General features: G+C 48.4%; 20 protein-coding genes. 4 read left to right on the top strand and 16 right to left on the bottom strand.

Annotation, left to right across the window (positions count from 1 at the left end):
* Positions 1-9: 9 nt before the first annotated feature.
* The 12 genes from PV783_RS12930 to PV783_RS12875 all read right to left on the bottom strand — a co-directional run bounded on the left by PV783_RS12930 (position 10) and on the right by PV783_RS12875 (position 15,028).
* Entirely contained in the window at positions 10-1,152 is a 1,143-nt protein-coding gene (locus PV783_RS12930; RefSeq protein ID WP_420988268.1) for an efflux RND transporter periplasmic adaptor subunit, read from the bottom strand.
* 4 nt (positions 1,153-1,156) lie between these two features.
* Positions 1,157-5,527, bottom strand: a complete 4,371-nt coding sequence (locus PV783_RS12925) for a CusA/CzcA family heavy metal efflux RND transporter (RefSeq protein WP_420988267.1) — start codon at positions 5,525-5,527, stop codon at positions 1,157-1,159.
* Between the two features lie 182 nt (positions 5,528-5,709).
* Positions 5,710-6,090 carry a hypothetical protein gene (locus PV783_RS12920; RefSeq protein ID WP_133256281.1) on the bottom strand — a complete coding sequence of 127 codons (381 nt, stop codon included), beginning with the start codon at positions 6,088-6,090 and terminating at the stop codon, positions 5,710-5,712.
* 161 nt (positions 6,091-6,251) lie between these two features.
* Positions 6,252-6,653 carry a hypothetical protein gene (locus tag PV783_RS12915; RefSeq protein ID WP_420988266.1) on the bottom strand — a complete coding sequence of 134 codons (402 nt, stop codon included), beginning with the start codon at positions 6,651-6,653 and terminating at the stop codon, positions 6,252-6,254.
* Positions 6,654-6,698: 45 nt separating this feature from the next.
* The gene (locus PV783_RS12910; protein WP_420988265.1) at positions 6,699-7,538 is read right to left on the bottom strand and encodes an NAD(P)H-binding protein; all 840 of its coding nucleotides are present in this window, start codon (positions 7,536-7,538) and stop codon (positions 6,699-6,701) included.
* 122 nt (positions 7,539-7,660) lie between these two features.
* The gene (locus tag PV783_RS12905) at positions 7,661-8,194 is read right to left on the bottom strand and encodes a hypothetical protein (protein ID WP_420988264.1); all 534 of its coding nucleotides are present in this window, start codon (positions 8,192-8,194) and stop codon (positions 7,661-7,663) included.
* A gap of 27 nt (positions 8,195-8,221) precedes the next feature.
* Positions 8,222-8,833, bottom strand: coding sequence for a hypothetical protein (locus PV783_RS12900; RefSeq protein ID WP_420988263.1), 612 nt, complete (start codon positions 8,831-8,833; stop codon positions 8,222-8,224).
* 87 nt (positions 8,834-8,920) lie between these two features.
* Complete coding sequence (locus PV783_RS12895; RefSeq protein WP_420988262.1) at positions 8,921-11,662, bottom strand: CHAT domain-containing protein; 2,742 nt, start codon at positions 11,660-11,662, stop codon at positions 8,921-8,923.
* 45 nt (positions 11,663-11,707) lie between these two features.
* On the bottom strand, positions 11,708-13,147 hold the full coding sequence (locus tag PV783_RS12890; protein ID WP_420988261.1) for a S8 family serine peptidase: 1,440 nt from the start codon (positions 13,145-13,147) through the stop codon (positions 11,708-11,710).
* Complete coding sequence (locus PV783_RS12885; RefSeq protein WP_420988260.1) at positions 13,144-13,863, bottom strand: tetratricopeptide repeat protein; 720 nt, start codon at positions 13,861-13,863, stop codon at positions 13,144-13,146. Before PV783_RS12885 ends, PV783_RS12890 begins: the two co-directional genes overlap by 4 nt.
* Positions 13,856-14,461: an RNA polymerase sigma factor gene (locus PV783_RS12880; protein WP_420988259.1), complete on the bottom strand. Its 606-nt coding sequence runs from the start codon at positions 14,459-14,461 to the stop codon at positions 13,856-13,858. The genes PV783_RS12885 and PV783_RS12880 overlap by 8 nt, the downstream gene beginning before the upstream one ends.
* Positions 14,462-14,671: 210 nt before the next feature.
* The gene (locus tag PV783_RS12875; protein ID WP_079468405.1) at positions 14,672-15,028 is read right to left on the bottom strand and encodes a winged helix-turn-helix transcriptional regulator; all 357 of its coding nucleotides are present in this window, start codon (positions 15,026-15,028) and stop codon (positions 14,672-14,674) included.
* Between the two features lie 99 nt (positions 15,029-15,127).
* Between PV783_RS12875 and PV783_RS12870 the strand changes: the two genes are divergently transcribed.
* Positions 15,128-15,658, top strand: coding sequence for an NAD(P)H-dependent oxidoreductase (locus tag PV783_RS12870; RefSeq protein ID WP_420988258.1), 531 nt, complete (start codon positions 15,128-15,130; stop codon positions 15,656-15,658).
* A gap of 161 nt (positions 15,659-15,819) precedes the next feature.
* Positions 15,820-16,905, top strand: coding sequence for an ATP-binding protein (locus tag PV783_RS12865; RefSeq protein ID WP_420988257.1), 1,086 nt, complete (start codon positions 15,820-15,822; stop codon positions 16,903-16,905).
* Here PV783_RS12865 and PV783_RS12860 read toward each other — a convergent pair.
* Positions 16,871-17,644: a LuxR C-terminal-related transcriptional regulator gene (locus tag PV783_RS12860; protein ID WP_420988256.1), complete on the bottom strand. Its 774-nt coding sequence runs from the start codon at positions 17,642-17,644 to the stop codon at positions 16,871-16,873. The two genes, PV783_RS12865 and PV783_RS12860, sit on opposite strands and share 35 nt — an antisense overlap.
* Before the next feature lie 301 nt (positions 17,645-17,945).
* Entirely contained in the window at positions 17,946-19,748 is a 1,803-nt protein-coding gene (locus PV783_RS12855; protein WP_420988255.1) for a serine hydrolase, read from the bottom strand.
* Positions 19,749-19,919: 171 nt separating this feature from the next.
* Here PV783_RS12855 and PV783_RS12850 point away from each other — a divergent pair, with 171 nt between their 5' ends.
* Together PV783_RS12850 and PV783_RS12845 are read left to right on the top strand one after the other, a co-directional pair.
* Positions 19,920-20,474, top strand: a complete 555-nt coding sequence (locus PV783_RS12850) for a carboxymuconolactone decarboxylase family protein (protein ID WP_420988254.1) — start codon at positions 19,920-19,922, stop codon at positions 20,472-20,474.
* Between the two features lie 80 nt (positions 20,475-20,554).
* Positions 20,555-21,289: an SDR family NAD(P)-dependent oxidoreductase gene (locus tag PV783_RS12845; RefSeq protein ID WP_200817205.1), complete on the top strand. Its 735-nt coding sequence runs from the start codon at positions 20,555-20,557 to the stop codon at positions 21,287-21,289.
* Here the strand turns inward: PV783_RS12845 and PV783_RS12840 are convergent.
* Both PV783_RS12840 and PV783_RS12835 read right to left on the bottom strand, forming a co-directional pair.
* Positions 21,281-21,964, bottom strand: coding sequence for an ABC transporter ATP-binding protein (locus tag PV783_RS12840; RefSeq protein WP_420988253.1), 684 nt, complete (start codon positions 21,962-21,964; stop codon positions 21,281-21,283). The genes PV783_RS12845 and PV783_RS12840 overlap by 9 nt on opposite strands.
* 3 nt (positions 21,965-21,967) lie before the next feature.
* Complete coding sequence (locus PV783_RS12835) at positions 21,968-23,230, bottom strand: ABC transporter permease (RefSeq protein ID WP_420988252.1); 1,263 nt, start codon at positions 23,228-23,230, stop codon at positions 21,968-21,970.
* Positions 23,231-23,232: the final 2 nt, after the last annotated feature.

Below are 23,232 nucleotides of genomic sequence, written 5' to 3'. Positions count from 1 at the left end.
CCGGTACCCCTACTCTTCCATCCTGTTTTTCAATTTGCCTAACAGGGCATATGCACCCTGAACAACAATCCTTGTTTTCAGCCAGTCGGTACTGTCCGGCAGCAATGCTACTTTGCCATTTTCCCGGTCGCCGGCGGTTACCCGTACCAGGTGGAAACTGTTTTCATCTGCTGTCGTAAACACGTACTCCTTACCATTATAACGCACCAGCGCGTCTTCTGGTACAATTGCGGCCGGTTTATTATCCAGTTCAAATACGGCGTTCAGGAACATGCCCGGCAACAGGTGCAGCATCTGCTTTTCAAAATGGCAATGCAACACGCCGCTCCTGTTTTCATCCACGTTGCGGGTCACCAAAATGGTTTCCACATCGTACCACTCGTCCGGTTTATCCACCAGGCTTACTTTTCCATGCATGCCCTTTTTAAAGGAGTTGATATTCTTTTCAAACACGGTAATAGCGGCATGGATATCGTCAGGGTTTACCAGTTCAAACAATACATCCGCGGGATTTACATATTTGCCGATGTTCACATTCACTTTGCTCACATAACCATTGATAGGCGCATAAATGGGCACTACGCCGGATATGGTGCCGGGGCTTAGTTTATCCGGGTTAATGTGAATGATCCGCAGCTTGGCGGCGAGCGATTGTATCATCACTTCCTGTGTATTGTATTCGCTGAGGGCAAGCTGGTAGCTTTTCTTACTGGTAGCATCGGCCTCGCTCAGTTCCCTTTGGCGTTGCATATCTGTGGCCAGGTATTGCATCTTCGCCTTTGCTGTGAGGTAATCCTGCTGTAACTGCACATAGGCCGGGTCTTCCATCACAGCAATTACCTGTCCTTTGGAAATCGGGGACCCTGGCAGCAGGGTGGTGCTTTTTAAATATCCGCCCAACGGAAAGCTCACCGAAATGAGGCTTTGGGGAGGCACATCTACAGAGCCGGTGGCCCGGATAGTAGCGTGTGTGGTGCCTTCCTGCGCGGTAGCGGTTACAATGCCTGCGTTCTTCTTCTGTAAACTGTCGAGCATCACCACGTTCTGTTCTGATGCTGCCGGTGCGGATGATGTGGAAGCTGCCGTTTCGCTCTTTTGCTTACAGGCAACTGCCGCAACCATCAGCACACTATATATCAATAACTTTTTCATGCCGCTAATTTTGATTGGATGACAATAAATATTCGAGCTCAATTTTCCGCAGGTTCAGTTCCTTTACGGCGTCCAGGTACTCGCTTTGCAGGGTAACGGCGCTGTTAATCAGTGTTCCCCATTCTATATAGCTGATCTCTCCGTTCTTATAGGTAAGATTAGCCGTTCTGATCATAATCTCTGCCTGCCGCAACGCGCTGCCGGTATAGTAATCCACTGCCTGCTGGTATTTCAGGTATTCACTGTGGCTCTGCTGCAATTGCGCCCACAACTTTGTGGCAGCCACTTCCGACGACAATGCCGCGATATCTTCCATACGTGTAGCCGCTTTTATTTTTGCCCGCTGCGTTCTGGCAAAGATGGGAATCCCCACGCCTATCTGCACGGTGGAAAAACGGGTGCCGCTGCCGTAATAATGATCCACCTGGTTTCTATCCATCTGCCAGCCTATGATCGACTGGTTAGAATACCCCAGGTTCCAGTCCGGCAGCAACTTGGCTTTTTCCAGTTGTGTATTCCCTGCCGCAATCCGCTGCTGCTGCTGGTAAAGCTGTAGCACCGGGTGCTGCGCCAGCAAAGTGGTATCATACAGCACCACATTTGCATTCAGTGTATCCGTAGCCGTTATAGCGCCGCGTTCATTCAGCAAAGTGGCTAATTGTACCCCGGCAACTTTCTCATCGGCGTAGGTCATCCGCAGCATCATTTTTATCTGGCTGGCCTGGTTCTCCAGAGATGTTTTTTCCAACAGGTTGGTTTCTCCTTTCTCAAAACGCAGGGCGGCTACTTTGGTATACCGGGAATAGGTGCTGTCCATTTTCTCCAGCAATAACCGCCTGCTGTTGATGTATTGCAGTTGCAGGTACGCCTGTTTCACCAGCCGGATAATTTCAGCTTTCTGTAAAGTGGTTTGCCATTGTGCCCCCAGCCATTCCTGTTCAAAAACATTCTTTTGTTTTTTGTATAGGGCCGGGAGAGAAAACCCCTGGGCAATGGTAAACTTATTATCAAAAGAAGTGCTGTTAATATTCCCCAGTTCCCCGGTAACAGTGGTTCTGGCCGGATCTACAGAGGAATGCCGCAATGCCTCGTAATAAGATTCCTGCAAACGCCCCAATGCTATCTGCCGGTTTTGTTCCACCGCGATATGAAGCGCCTCCTGCAGTGATAGCGGTTTGGCATCCTGTGCTTTCAGTAAACCAGGACAAGCCAGCAATAGTACTACCAGCGGAACGGCAACGGCCTTCGCATTGGGTGGCCGCCATCCTTTTTCCGCCAGGTAATACAGGCAGGGCAACACCAGTAAGGTGAGCATGGTAGCGGTAATGAGCCCGCCTATTACCACGGTGGCCAACGGCCGTTGTACTTCCGCGCCGGCGCCCTGGCTCAGCGCCATTGGCAGGAAGCCCAGCGATGCCACCGTGGCCGTCATCAGCACGGGTCTTAACCGGTCGTGCGTGGCCTGTAAAATGATTTGCATGATATCTGTCATACCTTCTTTTTTCAACTGGTTCATTTCTCCTATCAACACAATCCCGTTTAATACCGCTACGCCAAAAAGCGCTATAAAACCAACGCCGGCGGAAATGCTGAAAGGCATCCCCCTTAGCCAGATCGCCAGCACTCCTCCAATAGCAGATAAAGGAATGGCCGAAAAAATAAGCACACAATATTTCAGGTTGCGGAATGCAAAAAACAACAGGAGGAAGATCAGCAGCAAAGCCACGGGCAGTGCTATAGCAAGGCGCCGGGTAGCATGTTGCAGGTTCTCATATTGTCCGCCGTAAGTAACGTAGTAACCCGCAGGGAATTTTACATGGCTGCCCACCTTGCGTTGCAACTCCTGCACAATGCTCTGCACATCCCTTCCCCGCACGTTAAAGCCTACGGTGATCCTCCGGCGGGCATCTTCGCGCTGGATCTGGTAAGGGCCATCCTGGAGCTCAATAGCGGCCAGCATATGCAGCGGCACTTGTTGTCCGCCGGGCAGGCCCACCAGCAGGTTGCCTATTTCGTTGATATCCCGGCGCTGCCGGTCGTCCATGCGGATTACCAGGTCGTAGCGCTTGTCCGCTTCAAACACCAGCCCCGCTACGGCGCCGGCATATGCCGCCTGCAATGTATTATTGATATCATTTACCGATGCGCCGAACCGCGCAATCGCTTCCCGGTTGTAGGTAACCACCAGCTGTGGAATACCCGTCACCGTTTCTGTATAAAGATCCGTAGCCCCGTTTATGGATTGTATCACTTTACCCAGTTTATCAGCATAAGCTGATAGCGTGTCCAGGTCGTCGCCAAAGATCTTGCATACCACATCCTGCCGCGCGCCGGTCATCAGTTCATTAAACCGCATCTGCACCGGGAACTGGAAGCCGGTGGCAATACCGGGCACTTCTTCCAGTGCTGCACTCATTTTTCCTGCCAGCTCCGGGAAGGAAGTGGCGCTGGTCCATTCCTTTTTGGGTTTTAATATTACCATCATATCGGCGGCTTCCATCGGCATAGGATCGGTCGGTATTTCACCGGAACCTATTTTGGTCACCACTTTCTGCACCTCGGGGAATTTATCCAGCAGCACCCGCGCGCTCTTCTGCGTGGTGTTGATGGTATTGGTTAAAGAAGAACCCGTGAGCAGCCTTGTATCTACCGCAAAATCCCCTTCCTCCAGCTGCGGGATAAACTCTCCGCCCAGCGACATCAGCACCGGGATGGCCGCGGCAAATAATACAAATGCCAGTCCTACTACCAGCCGGGGCGTACGCAATACTTTCTTCAGCAAAGGATCATAAAACCGCTGCACGGCACGCATCATTTTATCGGCGAAGCTCTCTTTATGACTTAACTTTTTATTTAACACCAGTGCGCCCATCATCGGCACATAGGTAAGCGATAAAATAAATGCACCGATAATAGCAAAAGACACTGTTTGCGCCATTGGCCGGAACATCTTTCCTTCGATGCCCTGGAGGGAAAGTATAGGGAGATAAACGATCAGGATGATGATTTGCCCGAAAGCCGCGCTGTTCATCATGGTTTTGGCAGAAGTTTCTACTTCATTGTCCATCTGCTCCTGCGTCATCAGGGTGGTTCCGCGCAGGGAGGCGCCTTTGGTGAGCTTATGCATCACCGCTTCGATAATGATTACAGCGCCATCCACCAACAAACCAAAATCGAGCGCACCGAGGCTCATCAGGTTGCCGCTCACCCCAAAGAGGTTCATCATGATGATGGCAAACAGCATTGCCAGCGGGATTACGGAGGCTACAATCAGCCCGGCCCGGATGTTGCCCATGAATATCACCAGCACAAAAACCACGATGAGCGCTCCTTCCAGCAGGTTCCGTTCCACGGTGGAAATAGCATTGTCCACCATTTTGGTACGATCCAGGAAGGGTTCAATGATCACGCCTTCCGGCAGTGTTTTTTCAATTTCTTTTACCCTGTCTTTGATACCTCTTATTACGGCGGCGCTGTTTTCTCCTTTCAGCATCATCACTATGGCGCCGGCTACTTCTCCTTCGTCGTTATACACGGTAGCGCCATACCGCACGGCATGGCCCTGCTGCACTTTAGCCACGTCCCTTACCAGCAGCGGCACGCCGCCGTTTACCTGCTTCACCACAATATTGTTGATGTCCCCGATATTTTTGGCGAGGCCCTCGCTCCGGATAAAAACCACGTTCGGGCCTTTTTCAATGTAGGCGCCGCCGGTGTTCTGGTTATTATCCCGCAGACTTTTAAATACATCCGCTACCGTTAGACCGAAGCTTTTAAGTTTATCAGGGTCAATGGCTACTTCATATTGCTTTACCATGCCGCCAAAGCTGCTTACATCGGCTACGCCTTCCACACTCAGAAGCTGACGCCGTACAATCCAGTCCTGGATATCCCGCAGGGCCATCAGGTCGTATTTGCCTTCATAGCCGGGTTTGGGCTTCACCACATACTGGAATATTTCCCCCAGGCCGGTAGTTACGGGCCCCAGCTGCGGATCTCCCATGCCCGGAGGGATCTGCGGACGTACCTGTGCCAGTCGCTCGCTGATCTGCTGCCGCGCCCAGTACACATCCGTATTGTCGTTGAATACAATGGTCACCAGGCTAAGCCCGAAACGGGAAAAGCTGCGCTGCTCAATAATGCCGGGCACATTCCGCGTGGCCTGTTCTATAGGAACGGTGATAAAACGTTCCACATCCGGCGCACCAAGACTCGGCGCCGACGTGATCACCAGCACCTGGTTATTGGTGATATCAGGCACCGCATCAATAGGCAGGCGTGTTACTGAGTAACTACCCCAGCCAATCAATGCCAGTACAAACAACAGGATGATCAGTTTATTCCTGACAGAAAAATGAATGATCTTATTTAACATGATTATCTATTGGGCTACATGAATACAACAGCATAATGGCCCGCAAATACAGCATGCGCTGCACCTGCAAGGCACGCGCCGGTAAATTACTGGGATAATGCACCCAAAAACTTCCCGCATGCGGCCATAGGCGGCATTATACCGGTTTCAGAAAAAACAAAAACCTGAATTGTATGATATAGTTATGCCCGGGGAGGCTGGAAAATGCTGTGAGAAAGGAGACAAGGAGGTATCTCGTCATTTATTATTTTCCGTTTTACCGGTACCTGGGTAGGCACCTTAAACGATAATTGTGGTAAGATAGGTAAAATGCTTGGTGGCGTAAGCGTGAAAAAATATAAACAGGTTTTGAACGGTAACTCCATATCCTGCCTGTAATCCGCGTCATATGGCTGAGGATCCACGTAATGCATCCTGAAAAATGAGGCGATGGTAATGCCAGGGCTTTCACCCTTGTGCTTTATATAATGCTCCACCAGCAGCGGCAGTTTTAACACCTGCCCTGCCTCGGTAGTACCCAGCAGGTAGAGAGCCATTAAAAATATAGCGACGGCCTTTTTCACGCCCTAAAGTTATAAAAAAAAGTAAGACGGGAGTATTCATCTTCCGGGACTAACATATTAATACAAGAAAATATAGCCGATATACAAGTATAAGACAGTATTTAAAATACGAAAGCGTCTTACAACATAACATTGTAAGACGCTTTTTTTATACGGCAAACTTATGGGGCCTTCATTCGTTTTAAAACAAGCGCTTTTCTTCGCTTCCATCCGGTAATAACCGGGTCTTCATTTGTCAGTTTTCCTTTGGCATCTATTTGTCCCAGGCTTTTTGCCAATGCCTGGCTTAACTTTGCGGCTTTCCGGTGCGCTTTCATCCAGGTGGTCCTGGTTTGATGAACATTATCTTCCAGCGATTTTATCCCCTTGTTAATGGTATCCAGTTCTTTTTTATACGCCTTCTGCCGGCGGTAAATGATCATTAACCGGTTGTAGGCAGCAATCGTGAGCGGGTCATTGGAAAGCGCCTTGTTATACAGGGCAATGGCGCCGGGCAGGTCATCTTCCGCCTCCAGCTGGCGTGCCTGTTCCAATAAGCTTTTATGGGAAATTTTCTCCGCCATGAAACGATGATTGTTAATCAGCTGCCACAAATTATATGCCCTTCTCTATGCGTTCCAAACGCCTTCAGCAGCTGTTTTCCGGGCGTATTCGGAGAAGTCGCGTGGGGCACGGCCCAGTGCGCGTTGCACGCCATCGCTGAGATGGGCGTTCCGGCCATCCAGTACTTCGGTAAATAAATAGGTGACCAGCCAGATGAAGTCATCCGGGATATTGTATTCAACGAGCATGGCTTTGTATTCTTCCACCGGTATAGCCTGGTATTGAATGGGTCTGCCTGCAGCGGTGGCAATTTCCTGGACGGCCTCTGCAAAGGTTATCATACGCGGACCGGTGAGTTCATACGCCTGGCCGTTATGGTCCTCTGTGGTAAGCGCCGCAACGGCTACATCGGCAATGTCTTCCACATCAATAAACGGCTCTGCTACGTTTCCGGCCGGGAGCGCTACATGGCCGGCCAACAGTGGATCTACAAGGTATCCTTCACTGAAATTCTGGTTAAACCAGGCACACCTGACGATGGTCCAGCTGATGCCGCTGTTCATAACAATCTGCTCGCATGCCTGGGCTTCCTTTTCTCCCCGGCCGGAAAGCAACACTATTTTCTTCACACCGCTTTTTACAGCTGTTTGGGTAAGTGTACGTATTTTATCCACTGCGCCGGGAATGGCCAGATCCGGATGATAGCTGAGATATACGGCGTCAATACCCTGTAAGGCAGGCTCCCAGGTGGTTTTATCTTCCCAGTCAAAAGAAGGATCGGCAGAACGTGACCCGATACGTACAGGCCAGCCTTTTTCTTTGAGTTGTGCGGCTACCCTGCTGCCGGTTTTACCGGTGCCACCTAATACGAGTACGGTTTGTTTTGTGGTATTTGCTGTTTTCATGATCTATTTTTTCTCAAAGCTACTATGGGGGTAAGCCGGAAAATAGAACAAAACCGACACCGCGATATTTTTTTGTAACATTGCGTGCAGCATACCTGTTGCTGCACGCATAGGTGTTTTGGTTAAAGGGGAACCTGGAGAAGTTTACATACTTCTTCATAGCTCATCTTCTTATAATCATAGCTGGCCATACGGGCGCCTGGCACACCGCCGGGAATAACAATATAACGGATCTTATTATTATTGGCAGGAGAGCCACCAGGTATAATATCACAGATCACCCTTATTTTATTTACAAACAAACCGTATTGAAAACGGTATTGGGTATCGGCGCCGCCGATATTGTAATAAATACTGGGCAGCATTTTAGCAATACCTGCACCATCCGGATCGGAAACAAATTTCATATACACGAGCACCGTGCCTCCGTCGATAATGGCCTGGGTTACCTGTTGTGCGGTAAGATCAAAATAATAGGTTTTCTTGCCGGCGCCAACGGAAGTGCTGGAGTGCATCCACGGGTTGGTATCTACCCAGTTGGAGTACATTACATTGGCAGTACCTGCCGGGCCGGCCGGACCGGTATCACCCGTTTTACTGCAACTTACCAGTAATAATATGCATACGCCTGCCAGCATTGTGATGATATTTTTCATACAAATTTGTTTTAACAGGAATGTTGATTAACCATTAGAAAGATTGATACCTGTTTCGATTAGTTTTCCGGCAGAAGTGAGTAAGGCGGTTTTCAATGAATCCTGCCGGATGAATTCAGCCGCCTGTTTAAATTCCAGGCCAATCACAAAAAGATCCAGTTCATCAAATTTTGGCCGGGGTGGTACTTTTTTTGGTGGCGGGCAAAGTTCATCTGTTATGTCGTATATAAACTTGCTTCCACCGGAGTGATCTGAGGAACCATTGGCACTTTCACCGCTATATTGTATCAGTTGTGCCTTGTCTATCACTTCCTGCGCAAAGAAGCGGGCAAAAGTTACTTTCCAGGGTACAGGACCGGGTCGCAGCCAGGGGTCGGGTACCGGACCATATTGCCAGGGTTCCGGATGAGGGCCAGCCCACGGTTGCGGTCCGGGGCCATTAATAATTTCCCATAGCCTGGCATCACGTTGAGCCATGTAAGTTAAGAGGCTGCTTTTCCAGGCATTCCGTACCAGGGGGCCAAAAGGCCAGGGGTGAGGATCAGGGTCTTCCGGATTAGGATAGGAACCATATCCTTTTACATACCGGCTGGCAAATGAAGACAGTTGTTCAGACCGGGAGGTTGCTGTGTTTTCCATTGCAGTATTTTTTGGAGTCAGAGGATTGTTGCCGGCACGCCGGCTCATGATATTAGTCGGGATAACAAGCAGAAAGGGGAACAACCATTACCGGTTTTTTTTCAGGAGCACAGGTATCAGTGCCAGCCCCACAGCGATGGCCACTACTATCCACCATATCGACACCCCGCTGCGGGAACGGGTTTCCGGCACCGGGGCGGCATCTCCCACCAGGATACTTGCTGCCCAGAAATAAGGCAGCCGGCTGCCTTTATCGTTGTTTGCGAGAAACTGCAGCTTGGCCTGTTGCAGGGCCACATCTTTACGCAGACCGCTTTGCAGCAGGCGATGGAAGTTTTCAGTCAGTTCGTAGGTCGCTTCATTATCGATCTGCCATAAGGAAGTAACAATAGCGGGGATGCCGGTAAGCGTAAATCCACGCGCAAGACTTAACACTCCTTCTCCCCTTGCCTGCACGCCGGCGCCGGATTCACAGGTAGATAATATAATGAGAGCAGTGACCGTATCCTGCAATAATTGTATTTCCGGGAGATATAATGCAGAATCTGCAAAGTACAGCACCGGGTCTTTATCGGGGCTGCCGGCGCTGGCATGTGAATACAGCTGCACAATACTGCTGTTGGGCAACTGCTCCAGGAAATGTTGCCTCGTAGCGGCTTTCCCGGAAAGATTATATACGGCGGCGTAATTTTTTTTGATCTGCAGCAGCGATTCATCTGCCCCATATAGCGGTTGTTGTTGCAGGTATGCGGCATAGTTTACGGGGGCAATGCCCAGTAAACTATGCGCCGCGGCGGCTCTCTCCGGCCGCAGCTTCATAAGGGAGCCGGCTGCATAGGTATAGCTGAATGCAAATTGCTTCAGGAGGAAACTGTTAGGGTCTGTACTGTCCGACAACAATACTTCAAACGGCAACAGGTATTCATCCGGGGAGATGATGACGCTTCCGCCGCGGAGTTGCAGCGGCGCAAACAGTTGCCGGTACAGGCGGTTGGCCAATACACAATACCGCTGGTGTTGGGTGTTTAACAGGGAAGGACTGGTGCATAGCTGCATCAGTTCCTTCACTTCCCGGCTGTTCCAGGCAGCTTTCAGCAGGCAGCTGTTACCGGCAGAAATACCAAGCACAAAAGTGATGCTGTCTGTTGTAAAGTATGTCACCAGTGTTTCTCCATGTGCCAACAGCTTTTTTCGTATATCCGCTACCGTATACACGGCCGTATCATATTTATACTGGTAATAAGCGGGATGTGCTTTTTCCAGGTTTTTAATAAAGCGTTCCAGCGCATCCCGTGCGTTGAGCAGCCGACGGTAGGTGTCCACGTAAAGCGGCGCATCCGGGGAAGTGGCCTCCAGCTGCTGTTGCAGGGTTACTGCCTGGATGCGCAGTTGTTGTTCCTGTGCAATATCTGCTGCCGACAGGTACTTCCTGGCGCCCAGCTCATTGAGTTTATCGTTGAGTAATACCGCGCGGCTTTTTTCAAAGAAGTGGAATGCCGAGGGGATGTCCTGTAGCAGGTAACAGGTTTCGATGGCCTTCTGATACATCGTTCTGGTGCGGGTACGCCAGAAAAGCCGGGAAGGATCGCCATATTGTTTCCACCGCATCTGGTCAACGGATATATCCGCTGCGCGGAATGCACTCAGCGCATACCGCAGCCACACCGTATCACCGTCAGACCGGAATAATGCCAGCAGGGATTCCCCTTTATTACCGAGCAGGGTAGATACAAAATAGTCGTTGGCCACATTGCGCAGCATATGATAGCCGGGGTTGCTTTGCAGGGCAGTATCTTTAAAATGGAGCGGCAGGGCGTTGAGCCCCTGTTGGTAGTAGGATAATGCTTTGCGGTACTGGCGCAGCTTCCAGCATGCGTAGCCAATGTTATTATATACGCCCGCCAATACGTATGGGTCACCTGATTTTTGTGCAAACTGTATCCCTTCCCGGTAATAGCGGAGCGCTGTACCAGCATTCTTTATATCTTCTGCATAAAGGTTACCAAGATCCAGTGTATTACGGGCGCATTGATCCCAGCGTTGTTGTTCACGGTTTGCCTGTAATGCGTGCTGATACCAGGCAACGGCTTTACCAAATTGTTTTTCTTTTCCGAGGATACTGGCATAAATAGTATAACAGGCCACCTCGTGTGCCGGTGGGGCGTTTGCAGGCAACAGGCGCAGGGCGTTCCTGATAACCGTTCCTGCGCTGGTATCGTCTACCGCCAGCAGGGATTGGGCTTTCTGGGCCAGCAGGGCTACTTCAGACATGGTATCCTGTACACTCCGCGCCACCAATATACCAAGATCGGCGGTTTCTATGGCCCGGCGGTAATCGCCGGTGCCATACAGCGAAAACGTTTTGGCTTCAAAGGCCATCAGTGCAATAGCCGTTTTTCCGGGGTACTTCAATCCTATGATAATGCAGCTGTCGTAATAGTAATGTGATTCCGGATACAGGTGCAGTTTGTTGTAGAACAGGCCCAGGTTGAAATAGCTGTTGGTGAGGAATGCTTCCTGCCTGGCCTTTGCGGTGCGGTTCACCGCTATGGCTTCTTTTGTATAACGCAGTGCGTCCGGCCAGTTTCCTTCGAGATGACAGAGATTCCCGATGCGGTGTACAATGCGCGCGTATATACTGTCTTTCTGCGAAAAGCATTGCTGGTAAAGGGCCAGCAACGAATCGAGTTGTTTTATTTTCTCCTTGTCCGGCAGGTTGTTTTCTTCTATGGCCGTAATCCTGTTCACAAATATTGCTGCCGGCGGGCATTGAGCGATGGCATAAAAATAACTTAGCAGGCAACCTGTTATCAACAGCTGCCTGCGCAAGATCTTTTTTATGAAGTTTACCTGCGTACAGGAATGCATATCTTATTAATGGTGCCTGATGTATCTTCCTTTATTCACCTGCCCTGCCAGCTTATCTGAAACAATTACATCCGTACCGAGGTCTGTTATAAAGTGCTGTTCCTTCAGGCCCGGTGCAAATAATGCTGTCTTGCAAAGGGCGGCAATTTTCCCGGTAGCGATAGCCGTGGCAAAGGACGAACCTGAAACATACTGTGGCTGGCTCAGCACAAAGGGCACTTTGAATTTCAGGAAACCATCTTCCGTTTCATCTGCCCGCACACCTAGATCCACAAACCTGGCGGAGTAGTTTTGGGTAGCACTTACTGCGGTATCGTTGGTGGTAGTAACCACCAGGATGTTGTTATCGCCAGCGCCCAAACAGGCCGGGTAAAAATGATGTACATCGAGGTTGCGCAGGTCCGCGGGTTTGACACCCACGTGCATGGCGCTGTCGTCTGCATCTGCCATGCGGTTGCCTGCCGCGGTTACAAAGAGGATACCTTTGTCTGCGAGCACTTTCGTAATCACGGAATCAAGCGGTTCATAGGGCGATGGCAGGTTATACTGACTGTAATAACCCCAGCTGGCATTGATGATATTGGCGTGTTTATCCACCGCATAACAAATAGCACAGATAATATTAAACAGGTCTCCTTCTGCGTTGGCATTATGGGTTTTCAGGATCATCAGCTGCAGGGCGTTGGTGTTATCGCGCTGAAATTCATTGATGATAAACAATGCTATCCGTGTACCATGGCCATCGCGGCTGTCGTCCGCGGTTTGATTGGTGCTGTCCACAAAGTTCCAGCCATTGATATCATCTGCCAGGCAGTTTTTATCCTCGTCTGTATTGTTGGACTGTTCGTCCGGATTTTTCCAGAAATATTGCTGGTTACTCAGCAAATTCGGATCTATACCGGTATCCAGGATGGCTACACGCACTGTATCATTTTTGTGCCGGAAGGGAGGAGGAAACGCCAGTTTTGTTTCCAGCCTGTTGTAGGGTGTTGCCGGGTTTACTTCAGGTGGCGCACTGATGATATAATTCTGCGTATAATAAGCCAGGCTGTCTTCTCCCACGCCTTTTGAGCCGGGGTTGGAAGTGGCGCCGCCTTTTACAGGTTCGGCGTGTACATAGGTTTCTATCTTTGGCGCATTCCATAACTCTACCTGGTGATCGCCACAGTTATCACAACGATTGATAGTGATTTTACCGGTATCTATCCCGTAATCTTTCATATTTTTTTTGATGCTGATGCGCTGCTCCGCGGTAGGCGGTCGCCTGAAAAACAACACCAGCTGGTTGTCGTGGTAACGGGGCGCCCTATACGGACTATCAACGCCGGGGATCCGGGATACAGGCCCTTTTGCGCGGGGGCCACAGTATCTTACCAAAAAAATAATAATGATGATGATACAGAGTATCAGCAACCATAAAAGGGGGTTAAACTTACGAGGTTTCATGGTGATATATTTTTAAGCCATTCATTTGCCTGTTTGCTACCCGGCAACTGGTTGCTGCGTACCTCTTCCAGCAGTGCCAGGGCCTGTTGCCGGTCGCCGGGGCCATTGCGTTGCAGCAGTGCCAATGCCTTATAAAAAGGACCAGGGTTGGCATACAGGGGGTACTGTATCAACCGGTTAAACTGTACAATAGCGGCATCGTATTTCCCGGTAACGAGATAAACCAGCCCGAGATATTTTACCGCATCCGGTGTACCGGGTTCCTGTTTGCTGAGAGCGGTAAATATGGCTTCCGCCTGTTGATAGTCTTTATTGTTGTAGGCGGCAATACCACTTTGCAGGCTATCGCTGCCACTGTGCATGGTGGCGCCCAGCTGTTGCAGGTGTTCCTTAATATACTGCGACGACAACTGCTGAACAGAAGGCGTGCTGAAAAAGATCCACCAACCTGCCAGCGCCAATATACCGGTGAGTACAGCCGCCGCGAGATATAATGTTATGCGGCGCACCTTTGCTTTGGGAACAGTTGTGGCGGCAAGCTCCTGTTGCTTCTGGTCCTGCAGCTGTGCTTTCAGGGCGGCGCGTGCACCCAGGTAAAAGGCTACTTCCTGTGCAAAGGCATTGTCCGATACGCAGCGGTCTGCGAATACCTGTTTTTCTTCTGCAGATAAAGCGCCGGTAAAATAATCATCTATATAGTCTGATATCTCACTCATAATTCCGGTTAAAGGCTCCTATTTTTTCTTTCAGTTTATCCATACATCTGCGCCTGCTTACCTTTACCACGTCTGCAGAATTGTATTCCAGCATGGTTGCAATTTCGCGGTCGCTGTAACCATCTTCAAACAACAACAATACCTGTTTACATTTTTCGCCTATTTCCCGGAGACCTTTCTCCAGCAGGGAGCGGTTGCTGTTGTCGATGAGCTGTTGCACAACACTGCGGGCATTGTCGGGCAGCATCATGATCAATGTATCAAGATGATGGGTTTGATGTACCTTCTCTTTATTAGTCGTGCTTTTTCGTTTCAGGTCAACACATTTATTGGAAAAAATCTGGTAAGTATAGGATTTTAACGAAGATCTGCCTTCAAAGCGGTTATACACGATATTATCTATCACACTGATTATGGTATCAGAGTAGGCGCTGGCGCTGTCTTCTTCTGTTAATCCGTATTTGCGTGCTCCTTCCCGGGTGAAGTAATGGAATGTATTATACAGCTGTTCTTCGTAAGAGCGCCTTTGGTGGCCTCCCTGCCGCAATCCGGCGAGAATTTCCTGTTCCTGACCATTGTATGCCGATAAGGGTATCATAAAATGAGTAAAAGCGCAGAATGGGTTTTACCCAATTTACAGAAAAAAAAGCCAAATCCCTGTTTCCTTCCGGGTATTATTGCCGACTAATTATACAGCACACAAACAGTTCCCCACATCCGGCTTCCGCCGGAACGTTGTTAACTCCAAAAATAAAGGGCCGGCATCTACTCCCGGCCCTTTCTCTTTAAAGCAATACCTCTAATTCGTTTACATCAGATCTTTATGTTTCTGTCCCCACTTTTCGAGGTGTTTGATGATGGGTTTCAATTCGTATCCGATAGGGGTTAGTTCATATTCTACCCGTGGTGGCACTTCTGTGTAAACGGTTCGTTTCACAATTTTGTTCTCCTCCAGTTTCCTCAGTTGCAGAGTCAGCATTCGTTCCGTTATGTTGGGCAACTTCTTCTTCAATTCACCGAATCGGAGTTTTCCGCCTATCAACCAGGAACAAATTACCAGCGCCCATTGTCCGCCAATAATGTTTGCGGCATAAGCTTCTGAACATTCATCGGCTAATGCCTGTTTGTTGGCAAAGTTTGTGGATGTTTCTTTTATCTTAGACATTACTTACATTTTTTATAGTACGTTACATTGGGTTGCTACCCCACAAAATTAAGGCTATGCATTTTATCTTTGCGTCAAATAATTTTAAGCTTTGATAAAATGAAGACATTGGTAATCATCATCCATCCTGATATGGAAAATTCGGTTGTTAACAGGAGATGGATGGAAGAATTAAATAAATTTCCCGAGAGATATACAGTTCACCGGTTGTACGAAGTTTATCCTGATGAAAAAATTGATGTAGCGGCTGAACAGAAACTGGTAGAGCAATATGATAAAATTGTATTTCAGTTTCCATATTACTGGTTCAATTGTCCGCCGCTTTTCAAGAAATGGTTAGATGAAGTTTTGACTCACGGATGGGCCTACGGAAGTAAAAGCGGTTACAAGGTTTCGGGAAAGAAAATTGCCCTGGCTATCTCATTGGGGGTGGATGAACATGAATATGGCCCAACAGAAGTATACAAATATACCCTGGAAGAATTAACCCGTCCATTTGAGCTGACTTTTGAATATGTAAAAGCCGATTACAAACCGCTGTTTGCATACTATGGGATTGAGTACAATTCTTCTGCCGAATGGATTGAAAAAAGCGTTCCCCTGTACCTGGATTTCTTAAATGCTTTATAAAGATCTTACTTATTGCTCCGGGTTTAATACTCATTTTCCGCAGGGTATTAACCCGGAGCTCCTTGTTATTTCAATGCTTTTTTGGGGAAGCCGGTATATTATTTCTGTCAACTTATTATATTTACCCTCAATTACCCAACCGCTGCTATCCCGAACTGCTCATGAAAAAAACTATTACCCGCGGAAACATGTTCCGTCAGCTGAAGGCTGACCTCGGAGGTAAGGACTCTTACCGCGGGGTTACGCTTACCTATACGTGGCTGGCAAATCAGTTTGGTCACTTCTCTCTGGGGTTTATTCCCGCTTTCATTTTATACCTGGTGCTGAAAAACCGCATGGAGGAAACGCGTGCCGCACTTACCGCCGCCTGGAGCATCAGCGCCGTATGGCTGGTATTTGAGGCCATCAACTTCCTGTGGCCACTGACCTTTGGGAAAAAAGGCGGTGTAAAGTCTTATGTATTTCAGCCCGCCTGGGGAAATGTGGCTTTTGATACCATCACCGACCTGTTGTTTTTCTGGCTGGGGGCGTTTTTCTGTTCCCTGTTATGCAGAGATACCACGGTGGCCAGAGTGGTAGTTATAGTAACTGCCGCTTTACTTGTGTATCCTACCTATTACTGGTACCTCACCAAAATGTACCTGCAAACACCCGGCTATCCGTTTCAGTTCAGGCTGAGCCAGTGGAGTACAGAGCAGATTGCCCCGGAAGATATTGATCTGATCAGGCGTTTCCTGGACAGCAATACACAGGGCATGCACCTGTTCCTGTTTGGACCCAAGAACAGCGGCAAAACAAGTTTGAGCGTGGCCATAGCTACCGAGTTATCCATCCGTCACTATTCTGCGGTGTATACGTCCGCCATGAAGCTTTACTGCATGTTTTATGAACAGGACGATGACTCCACCGCCGATGTGCTGTGGACCTGGCGCAAGGCTTCCATACTGGTGATAGATGATATTAACCCCGGCAACCCGGTGAAGGAAGACCTGATCACATCCGACCGCTTCCTCAGCTTTGTGGATGGCTCCTCTACCAACGACATTAACAGGACCGCACTGAAGGATACCAATGTTATCTGGGTATTGGGCAATGACGATCAGGACCGTAAACTATCTGCCACCTGGCAAAACATGCTGCACAGCATAGGGGTGGAACGGGAAAAGATGCTTTCACTCAACCTGGAGCGGTACGTCCGGAAAAACAAGGCAGCTAAGGCAGAATATGATTTGCAAATGCAAAGCTGATGAGGTGGGTCAGGCTTTTTACGCCGAAACGTTTATACATCGGTAAAATCCTTTTTTCGATAGCCGACTGCGATACGCCAAACCGGGCGGCAATTTCCTTGAAGGAATAACCCTCAGCCACCAACGAAAGGGCGTCTTTCTCTTTTTCAGAGATGGCGTAATACCGGAACAGCTGCTTGTTGAGCTCCTCTTCAAACTCGGATTTTTCCGGTCCGTATGCGGCATAGCGCATCACGTTTCCAAATTTAATGCTCTCATTTTTCTGGGAGTGGCCAATGATGCTGGTCACCTTCCCCTGTTCTGTGGTAAATACGCCCACTTTGCTGATCAGGGGTACCGGCGTACCGTTTTTATGGATCTTTTTTAGTTCGATGGTAAAGCTGTATGGTTCATCGCCAATAAATTTATTGTGCAGGAACATCAGGGCTTTATCGTTCAGTTCATTGGAAAAAGGGGCATATTCGGGTGCAGTGATATTTACAATGGTGAGCATGCTGATTTCATTATCTGCATAGCCGAGCAGTTCCTCCCAGCCATCAGCATACAGCATCTTATTTTCTTTAAACGAATAAATATAGATGGCTTCATCCGCAAACCGGCGGATCGTATTTTTAAAATGCAATGCCTCCGGGCTGGTCAGATCAGCCGGAACATCAGTTATAAATCCTTTCGAGTAACTACCAAACGCCAACTTATCAGGATGCATCTTTTTGATCGTAAAAATAATAAAGAATCGCATAACCTGCGAATTTTCGCAGTTGATTGCCTGGTTTCCGCGCTATACTTTTGCCCCTGTAATACAATCCTTTACGGATTAACAAGAAGAATAGCTGATGGCCTTTTATCCGGAGATCCCATCAAACACATACCTGGCAACGGTTTGTAATAATGATGGCATCTCGGTAACACCCCAATTTTAGTTTTTAATAGTGTGTCTTAACGTCGTTGTTCGTAACCCGGCCCCATCAATAAATACAATGTTCCCCAGACCGGTGCAGTAATACAGAGCTGCACCGGTTTTTTCTTACATGGAAAATGCATTATTCCTTCTCCGCCCGGAAGGTACCGTTAGGCTGAATGGAAGTTAACGCTACCACTTTGTCTTTATCATCCCTGATAAACTTTACTTTAAACTCTTTCAGCCCCTTAATACGGAAAGTACTGTTATCGATCGCTTCCAGCGTATACACCGGTTGCCCGGGCACCACCATTGTGAGCACCTGGGTATCCGATAGTTTGATCTGGATAGGCATGGACGCTAATTTGTAGGCGCCCACAAACGGCGCCAGCGAGGCGGCCGATAATACCACCTGTTGCGGCACGCGGTCAAATATCACCGGATCGCCCGACGGGTCGTAGGCAAAACTCAACCGGTCAATTTCCCCGCTGTTATTCATGAGGAACTGTACTCTTACATTCGACTTATACTTTACATCAATCACACTGTCTGCAGCATCATAAGGAGAGAAAATGTTATAGTCTTCCTGGTTCAGGTACCACGTTACATCAGGGAATGTGGCAAACAGGGAATCTTTCTTCACAGAAATTTCAAAGTTACCATAAGCATCATTTTTAAACACCCCGGCAAACGCTGTCACCGGGTGCGTAGCAGGATGCGGCTTAAACGCTGAATCCCTGGACGGCGCTGGATCATCCTCTTTTTTACCGGGTTTATTTTTAGGTTTGGTGTCGGCTGCAATGCCCAGCAGCCGGTCCGTGATCAGGTTAGTCACCTTGGTGGGAATGGCGGAATTATTCTGATTGCTCAGCACCACAATACCAATACTATCTGTTGGATAGAAGGTAGTCAATGCGGTGAAGCCATCTATATTCCCGCCGTGCTCCACGCGGTAATGACCACGATAAGAAAGCAGCATCCAGCCAAGTCCGTAATTGGCAAACTGGATATACGGTGTTTGCTTATCCGGTTCACCGCCCGGAATCACCATCTGGGAAGAAATGGCCTCTTTCACATAATCTGCCGGGATGATTTCTTTCCCATGGTACTTCCCGCCATAGATCCAGGTGATGAGCCATTTCGACATATCCATTACCGTGCTGTTGATAGCGCCGGCCGGCCCCATTGCCACTATAGGGTGATATTTCATTTCCTTAATGCCGTTTTCCTTACTGAACTGGTATCCGCGCGACGGCTCGTCCGCAGCCGCCAGGGCAATAGTACCGATGGAAGATTCGCTCATGCCCAGTGGCTGAAAAATGCGGCTGGTAATATTCTGCTCCCACGACTGCCCCGTTAACCGCTCTGCTACCATTCCCTGCACCATAAACATAAAGTTGTTGTATTGCCAGCGGGCGCGTAAAGGCGCATTGGGTTTCATGAAATGCATGCGCTTCAGCAGCGAGTCTCTCGAATCGGTTTCAAAAAGATACCATGCCAGGTCGTAACGGGAAAAACCCGTGCGATGGCACATCATATCACGCAAAGTAACCTGGGTATTGAGATAGCTGTCGGCAAAATCCAGTGCGGGCAGATAGGTAGTTGCCGGTTTATCAAAATCAACCTTCCCTTCCTGGCGCAGGTCGCCGAGTAAGGCGCTGGTAAATGCTTTGGTACAGGAGCCGATGGCAAAACGGGTATGCGCTGTTACCGGTAATTTACGGGTCATGTCCCGGTAGCCAAAGCCTTTTGAAAATATCACCTGGTCTTTTTCCACTACCGCTACCGCAAAGCCGGCGCCCTGCGCTTCCTGCAGAATATCTGTCAGGGCAGCGTCTATCTTTTCAAGCTTGTTATTTTTTGCGGGAGATTGGGCAGTGGCTACTGCCGCCATAGTTAAACAACACAGGCAGGAGATCCACCTGTTAATAATAGGTACTGTCATCGGGTTACTTTATTACCCTATAAGATTACAGTAAATAACCGGATTTAACAAGATAGGTTTTTAACAGATGTCCCTTCTTTTATAAAATATTTTTTCTCTTTTGTCCAATTTCCGGCTTCCCGATCCTTATAAGGGTGTAACAATCATCTATCACACCTAAAATATAATGGTATGGATACTTTTCTGTCTCCCATAGAGCAGCCCAAAGGGCTGGTAATGAAACTTGTTTATTTCTTTACGCGCCGCCAGTTTGGTAAAGTGTTGGCCCCGCTGAAAGTACATTCGGCACGACTTCCACTGGCATTCGGTATGTTTTATGGCAAAGTTTCCCAACTGGATAAAAAGCTGGAACTGGATCCGGAAACAGTGATGCTGGTGCGTCAACAGGTGGCACGTATTAATATCTGTCTTTTTTGTATTGACACCAGCCGGTTTGTAGCCATCCAGGCATCCATGAATGCAAGCCGTTTTGATGCGTTGGACGACTATACCACAAGCCCGCTTTTTTCACCCGCGGAAAAGGCGTTGCTCAACTATGTAACAGAACTTACCAGGGATAAAACGGTAAACCCCACCACTTTCAGCCGTTTGCCGGAGTATTACTCCGATCGCCAGATCTGTGAAATTGTTTGGCTGGTGGCCAGTGAACATCTTTATAATATTACCAACATCGGGTTGAACATCCATTCCGATATGCTGTGTGATATCAGTAAAAGAAGGTCCTGATGCTGCTCCCCGCTGCATTGCCGGAAACGTAATTTCCGGCAATGCAACTAATATCCGGACAATGACTATTTTTATGATCTATGAATCTTCATGCTATCAAAACGGTCCTTGTCCTCGGCGCCAATTCCGATGTGGCCAAAGAAGCAATACTACTGTACCTGGAAAAAGGCTATCATGTTATAGCTGCTTCACGCAGCACGGGCGACATCGCATCATTTATGAAAGCCAGGAACGTAGCTGATCAGCAACTGACCATCTGCTATTTTGATGCCACCGCTTTTTCCGGTCATGCAGAATTCTATGCCGGCCTGCCCGCCAAACCTCACATCGTGGTATACGCTGCCGGATTCCAGGTAACCAACGAACAGGCACTGGTAGATTGGGAAGGCAGTTACCGGATGATCAATGTGCATTATGCCGGCGCCCTGTCTATTCTTAATCTCATTATCACAGACAAAGAAAACGATCACCTGGAAAGAATCATCGGGCTATCGTCGCTTTCCGGCGTACGCGGACGCAAGAGTAACTTTGTATATGGGAGCACCAAAGCTGCATTCACACAGTATCTTGCAGGACTGCGGCAATACCTCTTCTCCAGGAAAATTATTGTTAATGTAATTATAGCAGGCTATATCCGCAGTAAAATGACAGCCGGACTTGACCTTCCTGAATACCTGCTGATGGAGCCTTCCTTTATTGCACAGAAAATAGTGAATGCCGGGAATCGCTTTGCCATTGTGCCGGGAGCCAAATGGAAGATCATTTACCAGGTACTGAAATATATGCCGGAGAAGCTGGCGGCCCGGCTACCCTAGATGCACCTCGTCTATTTTACCATCTGTGAGATGAATGGTGCGGTCCGATCTTTTGGCTATGTCTTCATCATGGGTTACCATCAATATCGTTTGCCCGTTTTCTGCTGATAATTTTTTAAAGAGATCGAATACTACTGCAGCATTATGGCTGTCAAGATTACCGGTCGGTTCATCTCCCATAATGATCAACGGTTCGTTGATCAATGCCCGCGCAATAGCCACCCGCTGCTGTTGGCCACCGGAAAGCAATGATGCCCGCTTATGCGCCTGGTCGGCTACTCCGAGCAATTTAAGGAGTTCATTCGCACGATGCTCTATTTCTGAAGATGAATATCTGCGCAGTTTAAGCGCAGGCAACATCACGTTCTTCAACACCGAAAATTCCGGTAACAGGTAATGAAACTGGAATACAAAACCAATGTGATGATTTCTGAAATCAGCGAGCCAGGGATTACTTTTTCCCTGCATTTCTTCCTGGTTAATACGGATGCTGCCTTCAAAAGCAGTATCCATGGTAGACAGCAGGTATAGCAGCGTGGATTTGCCACTGCCGGATTTACCCGTAATGGCAACGAATTTTCCTTTTTCTATATCAAAACTCACATCATTCAGCACCTGCATCTTTGCGGGTTGCAGGAAATATTTATTTACATGTTTAACCGAGATCAGGTTCATGGTTTACCCTCTTAAAATAGTGATAGGATCTACATGGGCTGCTTTGCGCGACGGCAGGTAGCCGGCGAGCGCAGTGGTGAGAATGCCAAAAGAAAAACCGGTGATATAATACACCGCGTTGAAACTTACCGGCAAATGGTCCAGCGTGATCATGACATCGCTTTTGTATGGCATTTTTGAAATGCCATAAGCACAAAGAAAGCCAAACAACAATCCCAGCAATGCGCCGATAATACCAATGATCAACGCCTGTATCAAAAAGATCCACCGGATATCCGCATCGGAAAACCCCATCGCTTTAAGGATGGCAATGTCTTTCATTTTTTCATAGATCATCATGGTGAGGATGTTGAAAATGCCAAACCCTGCTACCAGCAATATGGTGATAGCTACGCTGTATACAATCATCTTCCGGAGTGCGTCGCCTTCCAGGATAGCAGAGTTATCCTGTTTCCAGTCGGACACCTGGAAGCCATATTTCGTTTGCAGCTCCTTTGACAATGCGGGTGCCAGCTCCATGTCATGCAGCTTGATCTTTATATCGGTGATGTATGCAGCGGGCACGCCGAGGAAACGTTGCACGGTATTAAGACTGGCATAGCTTTGTTGTTTGTCGATATCGGTCATGCCGGTTTTAAAAATCCCTACCACCGTAACATAAAAGGAGTTTCCTTTTTCTGTTGTGAGTGCGAACCGGTCGCCCGTTTTTACATTCAGCCGTTTGGCAAGCCCGATGCCCATTACCAGGCTGTTGGGCATGGTAGATAATTCATGAAAACTACCATCCACCAATTTGGCCTGCAGGTTAAACAACGAATTCTCTGCTTCAAATTCAATCCCGTTGATGATACCATTGATAGCGCTGGAACCCATCCTGTAAAATACCTGTGCGTTGACAGAGCCGGAGACTGCACGGATACGATGGTCCTGTTGCAGCGTTTGTACAATCTGCTTTCCATCTTTCAAACTCAGTAAAACATCTTTTGGTTTTACGTGATCTACTATATTTACTGCGTGTGTTTGCACCTTATCGAGGATGGTACCGGGCGTGGTTTGTACTTCGTTGTACAGCCGCAGGTGTGGCGATTGCTCAAAGGCTACGGCCTTAACAAAATCATTGGAGCCCTGGATAAAGCTCACCATAAATACAAACATCGTGATCCCGAAAATAACGCCTATGGTGGCAATAACGGTTTGTTTCAGCCTGGTGCGCATATGCGTAAGCGCAATAGATGCTGTGAGCTGTATGTCGGTTAGCAATTTCATGG

This window comes from Chitinophaga sp. CC14, from assembly GCF_048957795.1.
GTDB classification, from domain to species: domain Bacteria; phylum Bacteroidota; class Bacteroidia; order Chitinophagales; family Chitinophagaceae; genus Chitinophaga; species Chitinophaga ginsengisegetis.
The sequence above is the reverse complement of the archived record's forward strand: the minus strand, read 5'-3'. Positions and strand labels throughout refer to the sequence as shown.